The 15,753-nt window shown below is 63.0% G+C and carries 14 protein-coding genes; 2 read left to right on the forward strand and 12 right to left on the reverse strand.

Annotated elements, in window-relative coordinates:
* Nucleotides 1-3 precede the first annotated feature (3 nt).
* From ACM3N8_RS13170 to ACM3N8_RS13220, 11 genes are all read right to left on the reverse strand, one after another.
* A complete protein-coding gene (locus ACM3N8_RS13170) occupies nucleotides 4-675 on the reverse strand; it encodes a prepilin-type N-terminal cleavage/methylation domain-containing protein (RefSeq protein WP_241280124.1) in 672 nt (223 codons plus the stop codon).
* 77 nt (nucleotides 676-752) lie between these two features.
* The gene (locus ACM3N8_RS13175) at nucleotides 753-1,214 is read right to left on the reverse strand and encodes a hypothetical protein (protein WP_290018932.1); all 462 of its coding nucleotides are present in this window, start codon (nucleotides 1,212-1,214) and stop codon (nucleotides 753-755) included.
* A 63-nt stretch (nucleotides 1,215-1,277) separates the two neighbouring features.
* Nucleotides 1,278-2,498, reverse strand: coding sequence for an MSHA fimbrial biogenesis protein MshG (gene mshG, locus ACM3N8_RS13180; protein ID WP_241280122.1), 1,221 nt, complete (start codon nucleotides 2,496-2,498; stop codon nucleotides 1,278-1,280).
* A 68-nt stretch (nucleotides 2,499-2,566) separates the two neighbouring features.
* Nucleotides 2,567-4,276: an MSHA fimbrial ATPase MshE gene (gene mshE / locus ACM3N8_RS13185; RefSeq protein WP_043139715.1), complete on the reverse strand. Its 1,710-nt coding sequence runs from the start codon at nucleotides 4,274-4,276 to the stop codon at nucleotides 2,567-2,569.
* Nucleotides 4,277-4,308: 32 nt separating this feature from the next.
* Complete coding sequence (locus tag ACM3N8_RS13190; protein ID WP_241280120.1) at nucleotides 4,309-5,400, reverse strand: tetratricopeptide repeat protein; 1,092 nt, start codon at nucleotides 5,398-5,400, stop codon at nucleotides 4,309-4,311.
* Nucleotides 5,401-5,500: 100 nt separating this feature from the next.
* Nucleotides 5,501-6,394, reverse strand: coding sequence for an ExeA family protein (locus ACM3N8_RS13195; protein ID WP_241280118.1), 894 nt, complete (start codon nucleotides 6,392-6,394; stop codon nucleotides 5,501-5,503).
* An 83-nt stretch (nucleotides 6,395-6,477) separates the two neighbouring features.
* On the reverse strand, nucleotides 6,478-8,214 hold the full coding sequence (gene mshL, locus ACM3N8_RS13200) for a pilus (MSHA type) biogenesis protein MshL (protein ID WP_241280116.1): 1,737 nt from the start codon (nucleotides 8,212-8,214) through the stop codon (nucleotides 6,478-6,480).
* A 70-nt stretch (nucleotides 8,215-8,284) separates the two neighbouring features.
* Nucleotides 8,285-8,605 (reverse strand): MSHA biogenesis protein MshK, encoded by a 321-nt coding sequence (locus ACM3N8_RS13205; RefSeq protein ID WP_241280114.1) that lies wholly within the window; start codon nucleotides 8,603-8,605, stop codon nucleotides 8,285-8,287.
* A complete protein-coding gene (locus ACM3N8_RS13210) occupies nucleotides 8,598-9,245 on the reverse strand; it encodes a type II secretion system protein M (RefSeq protein WP_241325972.1) in 648 nt (215 codons plus the stop codon). Before ACM3N8_RS13210 ends, ACM3N8_RS13205 begins: the two co-directional genes overlap by 8 nt.
* Complete coding sequence (locus tag ACM3N8_RS13215; protein WP_043139728.1) at nucleotides 9,245-9,838, reverse strand: PilN domain-containing protein; 594 nt, start codon at nucleotides 9,836-9,838, stop codon at nucleotides 9,245-9,247. The genes ACM3N8_RS13210 and ACM3N8_RS13215 overlap by 1 nt, the downstream gene beginning before the upstream one ends.
* Nucleotides 9,838-10,701: an MSHA biogenesis protein MshI gene (locus ACM3N8_RS13220; RefSeq protein WP_043557033.1), complete on the reverse strand. Its 864-nt coding sequence runs from the start codon at nucleotides 10,699-10,701 to the stop codon at nucleotides 9,838-9,840. The genes ACM3N8_RS13215 and ACM3N8_RS13220 overlap by 1 nt, the downstream gene beginning before the upstream one ends.
* A 69-nt stretch (nucleotides 10,702-10,770) precedes the next feature.
* Between ACM3N8_RS13220 and ACM3N8_RS13225 the strand changes: the two genes are divergently transcribed.
* The gene (locus ACM3N8_RS13225; RefSeq protein WP_416016212.1) at nucleotides 10,771-11,718 is read left to right on the forward strand and encodes a 1-aminocyclopropane-1-carboxylate deaminase/D-cysteine desulfhydrase; all 948 of its coding nucleotides are present in this window, start codon (nucleotides 10,771-10,773) and stop codon (nucleotides 11,716-11,718) included.
* 22 nt (nucleotides 11,719-11,740) lie between these two features.
* Here ACM3N8_RS13225 and ACM3N8_RS13230 read toward each other — a convergent pair whose 3' ends face one another.
* The gene (locus ACM3N8_RS13230; RefSeq protein WP_290018937.1) at nucleotides 11,741-13,669 is read right to left on the reverse strand and encodes an EAL domain-containing protein; all 1,929 of its coding nucleotides are present in this window, start codon (nucleotides 13,667-13,669) and stop codon (nucleotides 11,741-11,743) included.
* Nucleotides 13,670-14,213: 544 nt separating this feature from the next.
* On the opposite strand from ACM3N8_RS13230, the gene ACM3N8_RS13235 reads away from it, so the two are divergent.
* The gene (locus ACM3N8_RS13235) at nucleotides 14,214-15,746 is read left to right on the forward strand and encodes an EAL domain-containing protein (protein WP_290018938.1); all 1,533 of its coding nucleotides are present in this window, start codon (nucleotides 14,214-14,216) and stop codon (nucleotides 15,744-15,746) included.
* Nucleotides 15,747-15,753 lie beyond the last annotated feature (7 nt).

The raw sequence follows: 15,753 nt of genomic DNA on the forward strand, positions 1-15,753 counted from the left end.
CTGTCAATTGATATTGGTGGTCACCTGACCGGAAGCCGGACGGTAACTGAAACTCATGAATGCATCAGTACTGCCTTGCGGATCCTGATACTTGCCATCACTACCCTTACTCAAACTATTGACCAGATAGTAGCGGCAGACTGAGTCCAGGCCGTTATTGGTCACACTGACATAGTATTTCAGGTCATTGCCGCTACCGCGCACCTCGTCAAAGCTGGCAGTAGCCTTGGGCGGGTTCTGCAACAGACCCTCCCAAATCTTGAGACAGCGCTGGGCCGTCAGGTTGGCCGGATCCACATCGATACCGCCACCCGCCGAGGTATCCATGGGATAACCGGGGGAGAGCTCGCCATTGCTGACCTGGGTCTCGGTCGGCGTGGTCAGATAGAAGCGGGAACCGTCATACAGCACGGTATTGAGGCTGTCCTGCTTGGCACGTCCCTCCGCTTCCCACTGGGCCCGCACCAGCGAAACGCCGGTGGCAAAGCCGCCGGAGACCCCTTCCACGCTGGCCTTCTTGGCCTCGTCGGTCACATCGAGGAAGCGAGGCAAGGCGGTCACCGCCAGGATCCCCAGAATAACGATGACGATCACCAGTTCGATCAACGAGAAACCCGCCGCCCGAGACGTCATCACCAACCCGGGATGTGTTGGTGCCATTCGATTTGTTGCCATGGTCCCTCCGTAATAACCCGCATTATTTCATGCAGATATAAAAAAATCATTTAACTGAGCCACACAATCGGCCTCATTCAAGGCTTTTGTTGCACTCTGCCATCAGAAAATTGATAAATCAGCCAATTATCTTCCCAACCGAACTCGCATCCCCCGCCATCGCGGCTCGCCAGCGCTTGCAGCGGCGGCAGATCCTGGCTCTGTGTGCCTATGATCGACAACCAGAGCTGGCGGCAATTTTCCGAGGGCGCCAGCAGGGATCCGGCCCCTATCGGCCAGCCCCTGTCATCGAACTGCCAGGCCAGACCATCGGCAAACAGACTCGCGGGACGGCGCTGATCCAGCCAGAGCCCGTGCAACCTTTGTGCCCGCTCGGCAAACTGTTCTCCCAGCAGGGCCAGGCCGAGGGCCAGCGCCTCCGCTCTGTGGGTGCGATAGCTCTGGGCCAGGGTCGCCACTATGATCAGCAGCAAGATCAGCACGACCATCCGTCTATATCCCCCCAGCCAGCGATCATCCTGTTGTGACTGTCTGCTCACCTGTTTCGCTCCACATCTTGCCGCTTATCCACTCCCCGCATCACTGACGGTAAAGCTGCCTGTTTACTTGCCACGCACGGCCCGCATCATGTCCCACATGGGCGTGAAGATACCGAGCGCCAGCACCAGCACCATGACAGCCACGATCCCGATCAGGATGGGCTCGATACGGGCGGTCAGGCTCTTGAGGTCATAGTCCACCTCCCGCTCGTAATACTCGGCCGCCTCGTGCAGCAGATCGTCGACCTGACCCGTCTCTTCCCCCACCGCGATCATCTGCATCACCAGGGGGGTAAACAGGCCGCTGCTGCCGGCGGTGCGCAGCAGGCTCTCACCCCGTTCGATACCGGCCCGCATGTCGCGGATCTGGCCCGCCATCCAGGCGTTGTCCACCGCATCGGCCACCAGAGTCAGCGCCGTATTGAGCGGCACCCCGGCCTTGAGCATCATGGAGAAGCTGCGGGCGAAGCGGGCCAGCAGGGAGCGCTCTATGATGGTGCCGACGATGGGCAGCCTGAGTTGCCATCTGTGCCAGGTCAGCTTGCCCTTGACCGTGCTCACCCAGCGGCGCCAGCCAAACACCATGGCCAGCAGTGTGCCAAGCAGCAGCCACCAGTAGTGGACGAAGAAGTGTGAGGTGGCGAGCAGGATCCGGGTCGCCAGCGGCAACTCAACGCCGAACTTGGCAAACATGCCGGCGAAGACCGGGATCACCATGATATTGAGGATCACCATGGCGATGCCGATGGCCGCCAGCACGAAACTGGGGTAGCGCATGGCGGTCTTGATCCGCTTGCGGGTCTCCAGCTCCAGATCGAAATAGTTGGCGAGCTGCAAGAAAGCCTCTTCCAGCTGACCCGTGTTCTCGCCCACGTGAATGATGGCGACGAACAGGCTGCCAAATACCTTGGGGTGGGCCTGCATCGAGCTCGACAGCGGCCGGCCGTTGCCCAGATCCTCCCCCAGCGCGTGCAGCGCTCGCTTGAGCGGCTTGCTGTGGGCGCTCTCCTCCAGCCCGGCGATGGCACGCAGGATCGGGATCCCCGCCCGGGTCAGGGCGTACATCTGGCGGCTGAACACCACCAGCTCGTCCAGCTTGACGCCCCCTTCCAGCAACAGCGACCAGTCGACGGCAGCGGATTTCGCCTTGCCCGGCTTGAGTTCGGTCGGCATCACGCCGCGGCGCATCAGCTGCTCGGCCGCCGCCATCTCGTTGGCGGCGTCCACCACGCCGCTGACGGCATTGCCCTGGCTGTCGCGCCCCTTGTAGGCAAAGGTACTCATGAGGAGTGCCCCTGATCGACAGCGTCATGGCAACCGGCACGGGGGTTGGCATTGAAGTGAGTCATGGCTTACCCCAGATCCTCGGCCAACCGCAGCACCTCGTCCACCGAGGTGATCCCCTGGCGGGCGTAGTCAAGGGCGGTCAAGGCAAGCGGCCGATAGTGTTCATGCTGGCGCGCCGCCTTGGCGAAGCCTTCGGCATCATTGCGGCGCAGGGCATCCATCATGGGTTGATCCAGCTCCAGCAGCTCGTAGACCCCGATCCGGCCAGAGTAACCGGTAAAGTTGCAGCTCTGGCAGCCACGCCCCTTGTGATAGGCATGCTGACCGGGCGCCTCGCCGGAGAGCACGGTCAGCCAGGTGGCCTGCCCCTCGTCAGGCGCCCTCTCCTCAACGCAGTGCTCGCACACCCGGCGCACCAGCCGCTGGGCCACCACGGCCCGCAGCGCGCTCGCCACCAGATAGCCGGGCGCCCCCATGTCGATGAGGCGCAGGGCGCTGGTGACCGCATCGTTGGTGTGCAACGTGGTGAGCACCAGATGGCCTGTGATGGCGCCGCGCAGGCCTATCTCCACCGTCTCGTTGTCCCGCATCTCGCCCACCAGCAGTATGTCCGGATCCTGGCGCAGGGTGGAACGCAGCACGTGGGAGAAGGTGAGGCCAATCTTGGGGTTCACCTGCACCTGATTGACCCTGGGCAGCCGGTATTCCACCGGATCTTCCACCGTGATGATCTTGTGGCTGGCCTGATTGAGCTCTGAGAGGGCACCGTAGAGGGTGGTGGTCTTGCCGCTCCCGGTCGGGCCCGTCACCAAAATCATGCCGTGGGGGCGTTTGAGCTGACGGCGGAAACGGGTCAGGATCTCCGGCGGCATGCCGGTCTCGCTCAGCGACAGTATGCCGGAGGATTGATCCAGCAGCCGCATCACCACCGACTCGCCGTACTGCACCGGCATGGTGGACATACGCACATCCACGTCCCGGCCGCGCACCTTCATGTTGAAACGGCCATCCTGGGGCAGCCGCTTCTCCGAGATGTCGAGCCCTGCCACCAGTTTCAGGCGCAGCACCAGCGCCTGGGCGATGCGCACCTCGCTGAGGATATTCTCGTGCAGTATGCCGTCGATCCGCTGGCGAATGCGCAGCACCTTCTCGTCCGGCTCTATGTGGATATCGGAGGCCCCCACCTGCACCGCGTCCTCGAACAGGGAGCGCAGCAGCTTGGCCACCGTCGCCTCCCCCTCGTCGTTGGCCCCGAGGTTGCTGGAACCCAGCTCGAAGCCGGTATCCTGGTACTCCTCGTGCAGCTGTTCGGCGAAGCTCTCTATTTCACGGGTACGGCGATAGAGGCGGTCGAAATACTCCAGCAGCTGGCCTTCCCGCGCCACCGCCAGCACCATCTCCCGCGGGCGCAGCAGCGCCGCGATGGCGTCGAGGGCGCTCAAGTCCGCCGGATCCGACATGGCCACGGTCACCCGGTTGTCGGTGAGGTTGACCGCCAGCGCGCGATAGCGACGCGCCTGCACCTCGGGCAACAGCGGCACCGCCGAGGCGTCTATGGTGAGGTTGTTGAGATCGAAGAAGGGCACGTCCAGCTGGCGGGCAAGAAACTGCAGCAGCTGTACCTCGCTGATGAAGCCGAGATCGATCAGTGTGGTGCCCAGCTTGCGGCCGGTCTGACGCTGCTGCTGCAGGGCGAGCTGCAGCTGATCATCCGAGATGATCTGCTCTTGCACCAGCAGGTCGCCGAGGCGCATTTTCAGTCTGGGTTGTGCCATGCAAACTCCAAAAAAGTGAACCAGCCCGCCCGTCAGGGGGCAAGCTGGGCAATTCGCTGTTCAATCCAGCTGGTCGAGGCCTCGCCGAGGTTGCCGTGCAACTGGGCGTTGCGATAGGCATCGAGCGCCCGCTGGCTGTGGCCCTGGCCATCTTCGGCCACGCCGAGCCCGAGCCACCAGCGGCCCTGATCCGGCTGCTGGCGCAGCAAGGTCACATAGATCTCGGCCGCCTCGGCATTGCGGCCCAGCTCCTGGGTCAGGCCGGCCCAGGTGGCGTAATAATCCAGATTGCTGGCCAGATCCGGCTGATAGCCGGTCAACCAGCCGAGCGCCTTGAGCTGATCGCCGCTGCTGATGGCGAGCCGCGCCAGCAGCAGCCGAAAATCCGCCTGTGCGGGATCGAGCTGGATCCCCTCTTCCAGCAGCTGGGTGGCCTCGCTCAGCCGCCCTTCGCCATAGAGCAGGCCCGCCAGTTGTTCGCGGGCGCCCTGATTGTGCGGGTCGTGGACCAGCACCTGATAGTAGTTGTCCTGGGCATCGCGCAGTTGCCCCCTGGCCATGGCGGTGGTGGCCTTGCGCTCGGCCAGGGTCGCCAGCTCGGCCTCGGAGAGGTTCACCGTCTCTATCTTCAGCACGCCCGGTTTGCGCGGCGGCGGGGCAACCGCCTCTTGCTCCGCTTCCAGCTCGGCATAGAGATCGGGCTGCAGCGACTCATCGCTCGGGGGCAGAGCGTCATAACCGGTCTCGCCCTGATCTTCCGCCGCCGGCTCGGGGTCGGGGTCGGCAGCAGCGTGGGGCTCGGACCTGGTGCCCGGGGTGGGCAAGGCCACCACCAGATCCACCGGCTCCTGCTCCTCCTCCGTCGGCGTGACCGGCACGGCGCGGGCAACCGCATCAGGCCCGGGTTCGCTGGCCGCCTGTGCCAGGCTCTGCGGTGCGACCCGCTGACTCTGCTGCCAGTAGATCCAGGTCCGCCAGCCGAGAATGCCGAGGGCCAGGCCGCAGATCAGGGTCAGCACCAGCATCCACCAGCCCTGCTGCCGCACGGGAGGCACATAGACGGCCCCCTCGCCCCCCTGCTGACGCTGTTCCAGATCCTTGAGCATCTGGTTGATCACGCTCATGACCAGACTCCATAGGCCAGCATAGGTATCCGCCAGCCCCATGCTGACGCACAACGCAGCTGGGGCGCTCTCATATCCCCGAGCATCTGGTTGATCTCGTTCATGATGGCCAGACTCCATAGGCCAGGGCACACCCCAGCAGTAGTAACAGTGGCCACCAGCGCCCCCGACCGGGGCGGCTGGCATCGTCGGTATCGCGAATGGCGAGGTGCACCAGACCGGCATCGATCTGGCGCTCACCCCGGCCATAGGCCAGCATCAGGCACTTCTGCGCCAATATGTTGATGAGTCGCGGTATGCCACGGGAGGCGCGCCACAGCAGGCGCATGGCGCGACCATCGAACAGCGGAGCCCCGCGATAACCCGAGACCTGCAATCTGTGCTCCAGATAGGCGCGGGTCTCGTCAAAGCGCAGCGGCCGCAGGCAGTAGGAGAAACCGATCCGCTGGCGCAACTGGCGCAGATGGAGTTTGGCCAGCCTGGTGTCCAGCTCGGGCTGGCCGAACAGCACTATCTGCAGCAGCTTGCTCGACTCGGTCTCCAGGTTGCCGAACAACCGGATCGCCTCCAGGGTCTCGTCCGGCAGGGCCTGCGCCTCGTCGATCAGCACCACCACCCGGCTGCCCTGCTGATGCAGGCCTATGAGGTGGCGATGAATGCGATCCGTCAGATCCAGCTCGTTGCCTTCGCGCACCGACAACCCCAGCTCCAGGGCCAGCGCGGTGCGCAGCTCGGCCGGGCTGAGGTGCGGGTTGGGCAGCCAGGCCAGACGCACAGGACAGGCCTCCGAGCCCAGCTCGCTCAGCAGCTTGCGACAGAGCAGCGTCTTGCCGGTACCGACCTCGCCGGTCACCTTGATAAAGCCCTCCCCCTGCATCAAGGCCCAATTTAGAACCTGCAGCGCCTCCTCATGGGGAGGCAATCCGTAGTAGAAACCCGTGTTGGGAGTGAGGCCGAACGGCGCCTCCTGCAAACCGAAGTGATTCAGGTACATGAGTCGTCACCGGCCTGGGGGCCTGTCGTGGCACCGAGCCACAGGCCGCATGGAACAAGGCCAACCGCGTGCTGTGTCATGGCTTAGCCCTTGGGCGGATACCACTTGTCGAGCAGATCGGAGGAGCGCTGCAATTCGTTCTGCCAGGTGTCCTTCTCCACCACGGTCGGTTTGAGCATGATCACCAGCTCCACCTTCTTGGTGCTCTCGCGGCGGTTGGTGAAGGCCTCGCCGACCCAGGGAATGTCCCCCAGCAGCGGCACCTTGCTGACGATCTCCTGCTTGTCGGTCTTCATCAGACCGCCGATGACTATGATGTCGCCGTTGTTGGCCTGCACCACAGTATCGGACTCGCGGATCGAGCTCTTGGCCAACGGCAGAGTCATCTTGCCTCCCGTGGTGCCCAAATCGATCGTCTTGTTTTGCTCTTCGGTGTCGATGACGGAGGGGTGGATATGCAGCAGCACCTTGCCCTCTTCGTCTATCTGCGGTGTCACGTCCAGCGCTATGCCGGAGAAGAAGGGAGTCAACTCTACATTGGGAGTCCGCTCTGATCCTGTTGTAGTAGAGGTGATGGTTGTCGTTGCATTGGTGACGAAGTACTCGTCCGTCCCCACCTTGATCACCGCCTTCTGGTTGTTGGTCGCCGTCACCCGCGGGCTGGAGAGGGTGTTTACATCCCCCTGGGTCTTGAGCAGGTTGACCGCCACGTTGAAGTTACCGTCAGTGATAGTGAAACCGGCACCACCACCAATCGCGTTAAAAATAGGATTCACAGCTCCAACCAAGCTCTCCCCAAGAGACCCACCACCATTCAACAGGTTGTACTCTGGCGTAGCACCTGGGGCTACCAGCTTCGGCTGAGCCACCTTGGGAATTCCTTTATTCCCATCCCAACTTGCTGTCAAACCGCTCCAATCTACCCCCTGCTCATAGCCTTCGCTAAGAGCCACCTCCATAATCCGCGCCTCCAGCACTACCTGGCGCTTGAGGTGGGTCTCGGACTGGCTGAGGAATTCGCGCACCGCTTTGAGCTCTTTTGGATAGGCGCGGATGGTGACCAGACCCGCCTGCGGGCTGGTGATGACGGCACGGCCATCGCCACTGCCGATCAGCATCTCCAGCGAGGTGCGCAGATCGGTCCAGTAGTCGCTGTTGGTGTCCGTTTCTATCTGGGTACCGTTCGATGTCGTCTGGGTACTGGAGTTGCTAGAAATACCTGTGCCATTCTGGTTAGAAGATATTTCAGCATTGCTGCTGGAGTTGATGCCGCCGTTGTTTGAATTGTTGTCGTTAGAGGTCACCCCGCCCGTGCTGACCGAGGTACGGGACAGGCCACGACGGGACATCATCAGGTAGTTGACCGGTATGGTTTCGGTGCGCAGCCCAGCCGGATAGACGTGGAACACATTGCCCTTGCGCTGCACGTCGAAGCCATACATGTCACCCACCACCGCCAGCACCTCGGGCAGGGTCACGTCCTTGAGCTCGACGGAGATCTGGCCGGCCACGCCGGGATGCACGGCAACGCTGTAGCGGGAACCCTTGAACAGGGAACCGAAGAACTCCACCGCATCCACATCGTGGGCGGCGATGCGCAGCCGCTGTTCCGGCATGCTGAGGGCCTGGGGCGGCCGGTTCATCTGCAGCAGTTCGCTCTGTACCGACTTGGGCACGGTCGCCAGTGCCCCGACCTTGTTCTGCTCGGTCATGGCGTGCTTCAGTGCGTCCTTGGCCTGCACGGGTTCGGGGTGCCGGTAGCTGGTACAGCCTGCCGCCAGCACGGCCACAGAGATCAGGCAGAGATGATTTTTTTTCATGTAATGAGTGCACCCTGACTTGCAATTAAACTCGACAAACCTTGCCCCACCCATCCCGGGCGGGGCGCGTTCAGATGCGGATCTTGCTGGCGAACAGGGTCAGCGACTGGCGCTTGCCCCCCTTCTCCAGCACCACGGCATCTGCACTGATGGACACCAGTCGATATCCCTCGACCTGCTGGCCCACCCGGTAACTTTTCCCGTTGAGCACCGCCAGTGCCGGGCCATTGCCCAGCATCACGCTCTGCAATGTTGGCAAACCTGCGCTCTGGCTGGCGGTGGCTCCCGCCTGACTGTTCATCCCGTCCAGCGGTTCCGTGGGATCCTGCAGCACCTCGGCTTGGGCTACCGGACCCAGCAGACAACACAATAGCGTCAGCCATCTAACCACGAATAAACTCCTTGCTGGTGCTCAGGGTGTAGATTTCCATCTCCACCACGGCCTTGGGATGCTCCTGCACCTGGTAGTCAAACTGCTTCCAGTAGAAGTGGCGGGGCAGCGCCTCCAGCGCCTTCAGGTACTGATAGACATCGAAGTAGCCGCCCTCCAGCTTGAGGCGAATACCGTGCTTGAACAGGTTGATGCGCTGATCCCCCGCCATCAGCGGCTGAGGGGCGAGGGAGGTCAGCGCCAACATGTGCAGATTGGCGGAGCGCGACAACAGGGCCTCCAGCACGGCCGGCATCTCGTGGGCCTGGATCAGATCCACCGTCTGGGCCTTGAGCTCGGCATCCAGCTTGCCGATATCCCCCTCGACCCGCACCAGCTGCTCGCGCACGTTCTGATCGGGATCCCGCGCCAGCCTGGCCTGCTTGCCCAGGTTCTCGAGATCCATGATCTCCAGATCCCGCTGGGCCGTGGTCAAGGCCACCCTGTCCTGCTCCAGCCGCAGGACGGCGCCATCCAGCCAGCCATAGATGGCGCCGGCACAGACCAGCACCAGACCGGTCAACAGGATCAATACCCGCTCGCGCTGGCTGAGGGCGGCAATCTTGTCCGCCCATGCCTGCCATTGTGCTTTCAGGCTCATCAGGGCTTCTCCCGCTCGATGCCGCTGAGCTGGAAGGCCAGCCGGCCCTCCTTGTCGCGGCTCAGGGTCAATTCACCAAACTGCTTGCCCGCCAGCGACGGGGTCTGCTTGAAACGGTTTACCCAAGCGGGCACATCCTGGCTGCGGCCGGCAAAGCCGGACAGATTGATCCGCCCCTCGGCGATCTCGATCCGCTGCAAGGAGAGCTGCCTGTCCCGAATGCGGGAGAGATCGGCCATCAGGCCGGCATAGCCCTGGGATTTTTGCAACGCCAAACTGCCCAGCTGGCGCATCAGCCCCTGCTTGGCGGTCAGCTCCTCCTGCCGGGTAGCAAGCTGCTGTTGCAGCAGGGTATTGGCCTGGTGGCGGGTCAGCTCGGCATCCAGCCGCTGGGCCTCGCCCCGCTTGACCTCCAGCGCAGCGCGCACCTGCGCCAGCTCACGGCCGACCCCTTGCTGCTGCCAGCCGTAGAAGGCGGCCATGCAGAGCAGCAATGCCACGCAGCCACCCCACACCAGCGCCATCTGGTTGAGGCTGGCCCACTGGCGTCTGGGACGAAATTCGGCGCCATAGAGGTTGATCTGACGTTTCATCAGGCATCCTCCCCGAGAGCGGCGGCATAGGCCGAGAGATATTCAACGCCAGAGAGGATCGCCTTGTTGGCCATGGCGGAGACGGCGAAGCCGAAGGTCTGCTCCATGTGCCGCACCAGGGTGCCGATGAAGGAGGAGGCGATGGCGAGCTGCATCTGACCCAGCTCCGGCAGCTTGAGCTGGCCGACCAGGTAATCGAGAGAGCGCTGGATCTCCAGCGCCAGGGAGTCGAGCAGCATGCTGTCCGGCTCATGCTCGCCGGTGAGGGCGGTGAAGCCGCGCAGCTGGCGGGAGAAGCAGAGGCCGCCCTGATGGAATACCAGCAACTGCAGATCCTGCCCCCTGGGCTGCCACAGCAGCATGCGCACCGTGTTGTCGGCCTCATAGAGCGCCGTCATGGCCAGCTCGTCGCTGACGATGGCATCCAGGCTGGCAATGCCGTTGACTGCATCCGCCAGCTGCTGCACCCGCGCCTTGGGCACGCAGATCACGCTGATGCGCGGCCGGCCGGCAGGCGGCGTGGGCAAATCCACGTAGTCCATGGCGAGCTGCAACACGGGTTCATTGACGTAATCCTTGACCGCCCAGGGCAGGGCGCCGGCCATTTCGGCCTCGGGCACGGCGGGCTTGTCGATCTGGACTTGCTGATAAAGGCTGGCGGCGAGGGCGACCCGCACCTTAGACTTGGCGAGGCCATGGCGGCTGAACAGCTCGCTCATGGCAAGCGACCACTCCTGCGGGCCATTGATGGCGCGGGTAGCGAACACTGGCTGGGGCCCCAGCGAGGCCAGCATGATACGATCGCTGGCCAGCAGGATCCCTACCTGACGGCTCGGGGTCGAACGTCTGAAAAGTTGTTTCATTGAAACCCGCACCTGGCTGCATAAAACGGATTAAACCTTAGCATAAACAGGGTATTAGCCTCCAGATAAATGATGGATCACTCATTGCAACCCAACTCGACCCGCTCGCAGGTGCTTGCCCTGCAGCCGACCCGGCTTCCCTCGCCGCTCCAGGCCATCTCGCACCCTCTGCTGACAGCGCATGGCGTCACGCTCTGGTGCAAGCGGGATGACCTGATCCACCCGACCATCTCGGGCAACAAGTGGCGCAAGCTCAAGTACCAGCTGCAACACGCCCGGGCGCAGGGCATAAAGCACCTGATCTCCTTTGGTGGTGCCTACTCCAACCACATACATGCACTGGCGGCGGCAGGGTGCCAATCCGGCCTTAACACTATCGGCATCATACGCGGTGAGCCGGAGGCTGCCAGCAATTCCACCCTGAGCGCGGCAAAAGGCTGGGGCATGGATCTCATTTTTGTCGACCGCCAGAATTACCGGCGGCGGCAGGATCCGGAGTGGCTGGCCCAGTTCGCGGCACCCGATACCCTGATAGTGCCGGAAGGGGGCAGCAGCCCGCTCGCCCTCCCCGGGGTGGCCGAGCTGGTCGACGAGGTGCCCTTCTCGCCGGATCTCTGGGTGCTGCCCTGCGCCAGCGGCGGCACCCTGGCGGGCCTCATCGCCGGCAAGCGGGAGCAGGAGCGGATCCTCGCCATCGCGGTATTGAAAGGCGCAAGCTTCATCGCCGACGAGGTGTGCCGCCTTCACCCGGCCGCGGCCACCACTCCCGGCTGGCAGATAGCGCTGGAGCACCATGATGGCGGCTATGCCAAATTCAGCCCGGCGCTCTGGCAGTGGGTGCAAGCCTTCAGTGCGCAGACAGGCCTGCCGCTGGAGCCCATCTACAGCGGCAAGGCCATGTGGGGCCTGTTTCGCGAACTGGCCGCCGGGCGCATCCCCCGCGGCAGCAAGATAGTCTTCATCCATACCGGTGGCATGCAGGGACTCGCGGGTTTGCAAGAACAGGGCCGGATCTGAAGGCGGCCCTGCGGTCACAGGATCAGGTGCCGGCCGGCTCCATCACCAGCCGCTCCGGCTCGGCGAACCAGGGCCCCTGCCCGGCATGGACGCCGAGGTGGCGCAGCATCTTCCACTCGTCGCCGCTCTCCACCCCCACGGCTATGACCCGGGTGCGGGTGTTGGCACAGCCTCCCACCAGGCTGCGTACCGCCATCTGGTTGACCTGACGGGTGTGGATCTCCCGCACCAGACTGGGGTGGAGCTTGAGGAAGTTGATCTCGAACTCCTTGATATATTGAGTGCTCACCACATCCTGACCGGCATGATCGATGGCCAGCTGGCAACCCAGCATGCGCAGCGCCCGCAGCGGCCGCTTGAGTGCCTCGTAGTGGCGGGTCACCTGGGCCTCCGACAGTTGCAGGACCAGCCGCTCGTTGGTGCTGCGGGGCAGCTGGAACAGATCGAAGAAGAGCCAGCGCTGGAACTCGCGGTGCAGCAGACTCTGGGCGCAGAGGGTCAGGCTGATGGGGCAGCTCTGCTCTGAGCGCTGACGCAGCAGCCGCAACGTCTGCTCCGCCACCAGCCGATCCAGCGGCAACAGCAGCCCCGCCTTCTCGGCCATCGGCATGAAGACACCGGCCTGCAACTCCCGCCCCTGCTCGTCGTGAATGCGGATCAACAAGTCCTGCTGCAGCACCACCTGATCCCGCTCCTGCTGCACCGGCTGGACGTAGAAGTCGATGCCGTGCTCCTCGATGCGGCGGCCGATCAGGGTGCGCCAGCGTACCGTGCCCTTGCTGCTCTGCTCCTCATCCAGCTGCTTCTCGTAGAGGAACCAGCCGGTGTGTCCCTGCAGCCGTGCACTCTTGAGCGCCAGCTCGGCCTCTTCCTGCACCTTGAGCAGGGAATCCTGCGCCTGATAACAGACGGCGCCGAGGTAGACGGCGGTCTCGACGTTGACCGCCTCGGGCCAGTGCAGCCGCTGCAGGCTCTTGTGCAGCTGGCCGGCGCCATCCACCATCTCGCTTTCGGACATGTTGGGCAGCAGCACGGCGAACACCTGGCCGGCGTAGCGGGCCTGCAGGGCACCGTTGTGCTTGCGCACGAAGGCGGTGATGGAGGCGCTCGCCTCCATCAGCAGATCCTGGCTCTGGCGCCCGCTCAGCTCGGGATCCAGATCCTCCAGCCCGGCCAGCTCGATCAGCAGCACGCCGCCGCTCATCACGCTCGCCTCCATGATGGCGCTCTCCAGCCGGTTGTCGAAGAACAGACGGTTGCCTATGCCGGTCATCTTGTCGACGAAGGCATTGCTGCGGATGAAGTTGTCGAAACGGCTGCGCTCCTTGCGGGCATCCGCCAGCTCGGCCAGCAGATAGTCGAGGGCCTGGCTGGCGGAGACGGGCCACTCATCGGCCGGATCGTGGGCCAGCTTGGTGAGCTTGTTGTCGAGGATCAGCTGGGCGCGCTCGGCCAGCAGCTCGGCGCCCCGCAGTTGCAGGCGCAGCCAGCGAATGGAGTACCAGAGTCCGAAGATGACTATGAAGACGCCGAGGGAGATGCCGGACATGGCCCGCATGGAGTATTCAAACTCCTTGAACGGCCGCTCCAGTTTGAAGTCGGCCTGCATGCCGGCCTGATGGGAGATGGGCTGGCTATAGGGGATCAGCAGGCTCTCGTCGGTCTGCTGCTGCACGTCGCGAAACCAGTAGACCCGCTGCTTGCCCTGACGGATCTCCAGCTCCACCACATGGGCCGAACGCAGCAGGGTCGGCAGCCAGCGGGTGAGATCCTGATGGTCGTCGGCCACCTCCAGCTGCTTGTCGATGATCTCGACCAGGGAGTTGACCTTCTTCTGCTGCAGCTCCATGCCCAGCTCGCGAAAGCTGAATACCCCGCCGAGCAGCACCATGGCCATGGCGGCGATCACGCACAGGGTAATAAACGAGACAAGCTGAGTAGTCAGTTTCATGTGCCTTTCCGTATGCCCGACAACATCCATGTGGCCTCATCGTATCAGCCAACGCCGAAGCGCGCCTATGGACGAAGATCCCGCTTCTGGAATTAAGCGGGCGAGCATAACCAAATGGGCACCTGAACACCAAGCCTGACGGCAAGCCGGCCATGAAAAATGGCCACAGGGGCAGGAAACGGGAGATGGGCAACGGGATCAGGGAATTTCAGACAGAAAAATGGTCCCACTAAGGGGACCAAAAGAAACACTCATATCAAAACTAACACTCTGTGCTACTGACAAAAAAACAGATACAGGAGTATTGAACACACGGTGAGTCAAACCGCACCGCTACTCTAGCCACTTCAGATAAGCTGGACAATTGTCATTTATGACAGGTCAGCGATTGAATCTTCAACAGCTCATTTTATAAAACCATTATTTATCAGCACATTATAAATTCGCGCCACAAGTGTGATCGGCCCCGCTCAAATCGATTCAGCTAATGCACTATGATGATGCCACCCATATGCATCCCATCCGCACACCAGGCAGGTGCACCATGCGACCCATCTCCCCCCTCTGGCTCAGCCTGTTGCTGTTCTGCCTGCCCCTGCTGGCCAGCCTGCCTCTCAGTCAGCTGCTCGGCGGCCCGTTGGCCCACCAGCTGTTGCAGGAGAAGAAAGAAGAGATCGAGACCGCGCTGGCGGAACGCCACCGGCTGCTGGACAACAACATCCGTAGCCAGCTGACCCAGTTTCGGTTCGATTGCGGCGAGCAGGACATGGCGCTGCTGCGGGATCCCCGCTTCTACAACGGCCATATCCGCATTCAGGGGATCCTGCTCGCTAGCGGCGGTGGCTGTTCCAGTCTGGGGGTTGACCTGCCCTTCACCCCGATCGAGCTGCCCCCCTACGCCAACCAGAAGCCGTTCGGGATCGCCGCCACCCAGTCCCGCTTCCACACAGAGCAGGAGCTGGTCGCCTACTACCGCACCGGCGGCAACATCGTCTACTGGGTGCTAAGCAACAGCTGGAGCCATTCTCTGCTGCAATATCCTTGCACCGACTGTTTCTATCTGGAACTCGACCAGCAACCGGGGACATCGAGCCAGACCTTTCCCCGCGGCGACAGCAGCATCAAGCAGGAGGTCGGCAGCCAGAGCATAGGTCTGAGCTTCCGCGATTCCGATGAACAGATCAGGCAGACGCTATGGGCGGGCAAGGCGCTGGAGCGCTATGCCCGGCAGCAGGCACGGCACCATGGGCTCTGGTATGGCGGCGCACTGGGAGCCCTGCTGGTTGCCGCCTACTGGGGGCTGCGCAACTATCGGCGCTCTCTCAAGGGGTTGCTGCAAGCCGGGCTGGCCCGGCGGGAGTTTGTCCCCTTCTATCAACCCATAGTGGATAACCGCAGCCAGCAGGTGGTTGGCTTCGAGGCGCTGCTGCGCTGGCAGCGGGGGCGCGAGCTGGTGCCGCCCGGCGCCTTCATCGACTACGCGGAGGAGCAGGGGCTGATCCTGCCGATGACGGAGCAACTGCTGGAGCGGATCATGACGGATCTTCCCCGGCTGGCGCCGGCGCAGTGGGTCAGCGTCAACATAGTGGCCACCCACCTGGAGCAACCCAATCTGCGCACCCTGTTGCAGCGGCACGGCTGGCCCTCACCGACCCGGCTCACCTTCGAGCTGACCGAACGCAAGCCGATCACAGATATCAAGGCGGCGATCGGCGAGATCACGGCGCTGCAGCAGCTGGGCTATCACTTCAAGCTGGATGATTTCGGCACCGGCTATGGCGGCTTCGCCTACCTGCAGCGACTCGGCATCCGCCAGATCAAGATCGACAAGATGTTCGTCGACACCATAGGCACGGACGACCTCAAGCGGACACTGCTGGACTCCATCATCGCCTTCGGTCACGAATCCGGCATGGAGATGATCGCCGAGGGGGTCGAAACCGGGGAACAGGTCGAGTATCTGCACCAGCACGGCGTGCATCTGATCCAGGGCTATGTGTACGCCAGGCCCATGGCCCTGGCCCGGCTGCAGATCTGGCTGTTGGCATGGCGACAAAACCATGCCGGAGCAGGCTGACGCCGGT

The organism is Aeromonas sp. A04 (genome assembly GCF_047780465.1).
In the GTDB taxonomy this organism is placed as follows: domain Bacteria; phylum Pseudomonadota; class Gammaproteobacteria; order Enterobacterales; family Aeromonadaceae; genus Aeromonas; species Aeromonas bestiarum.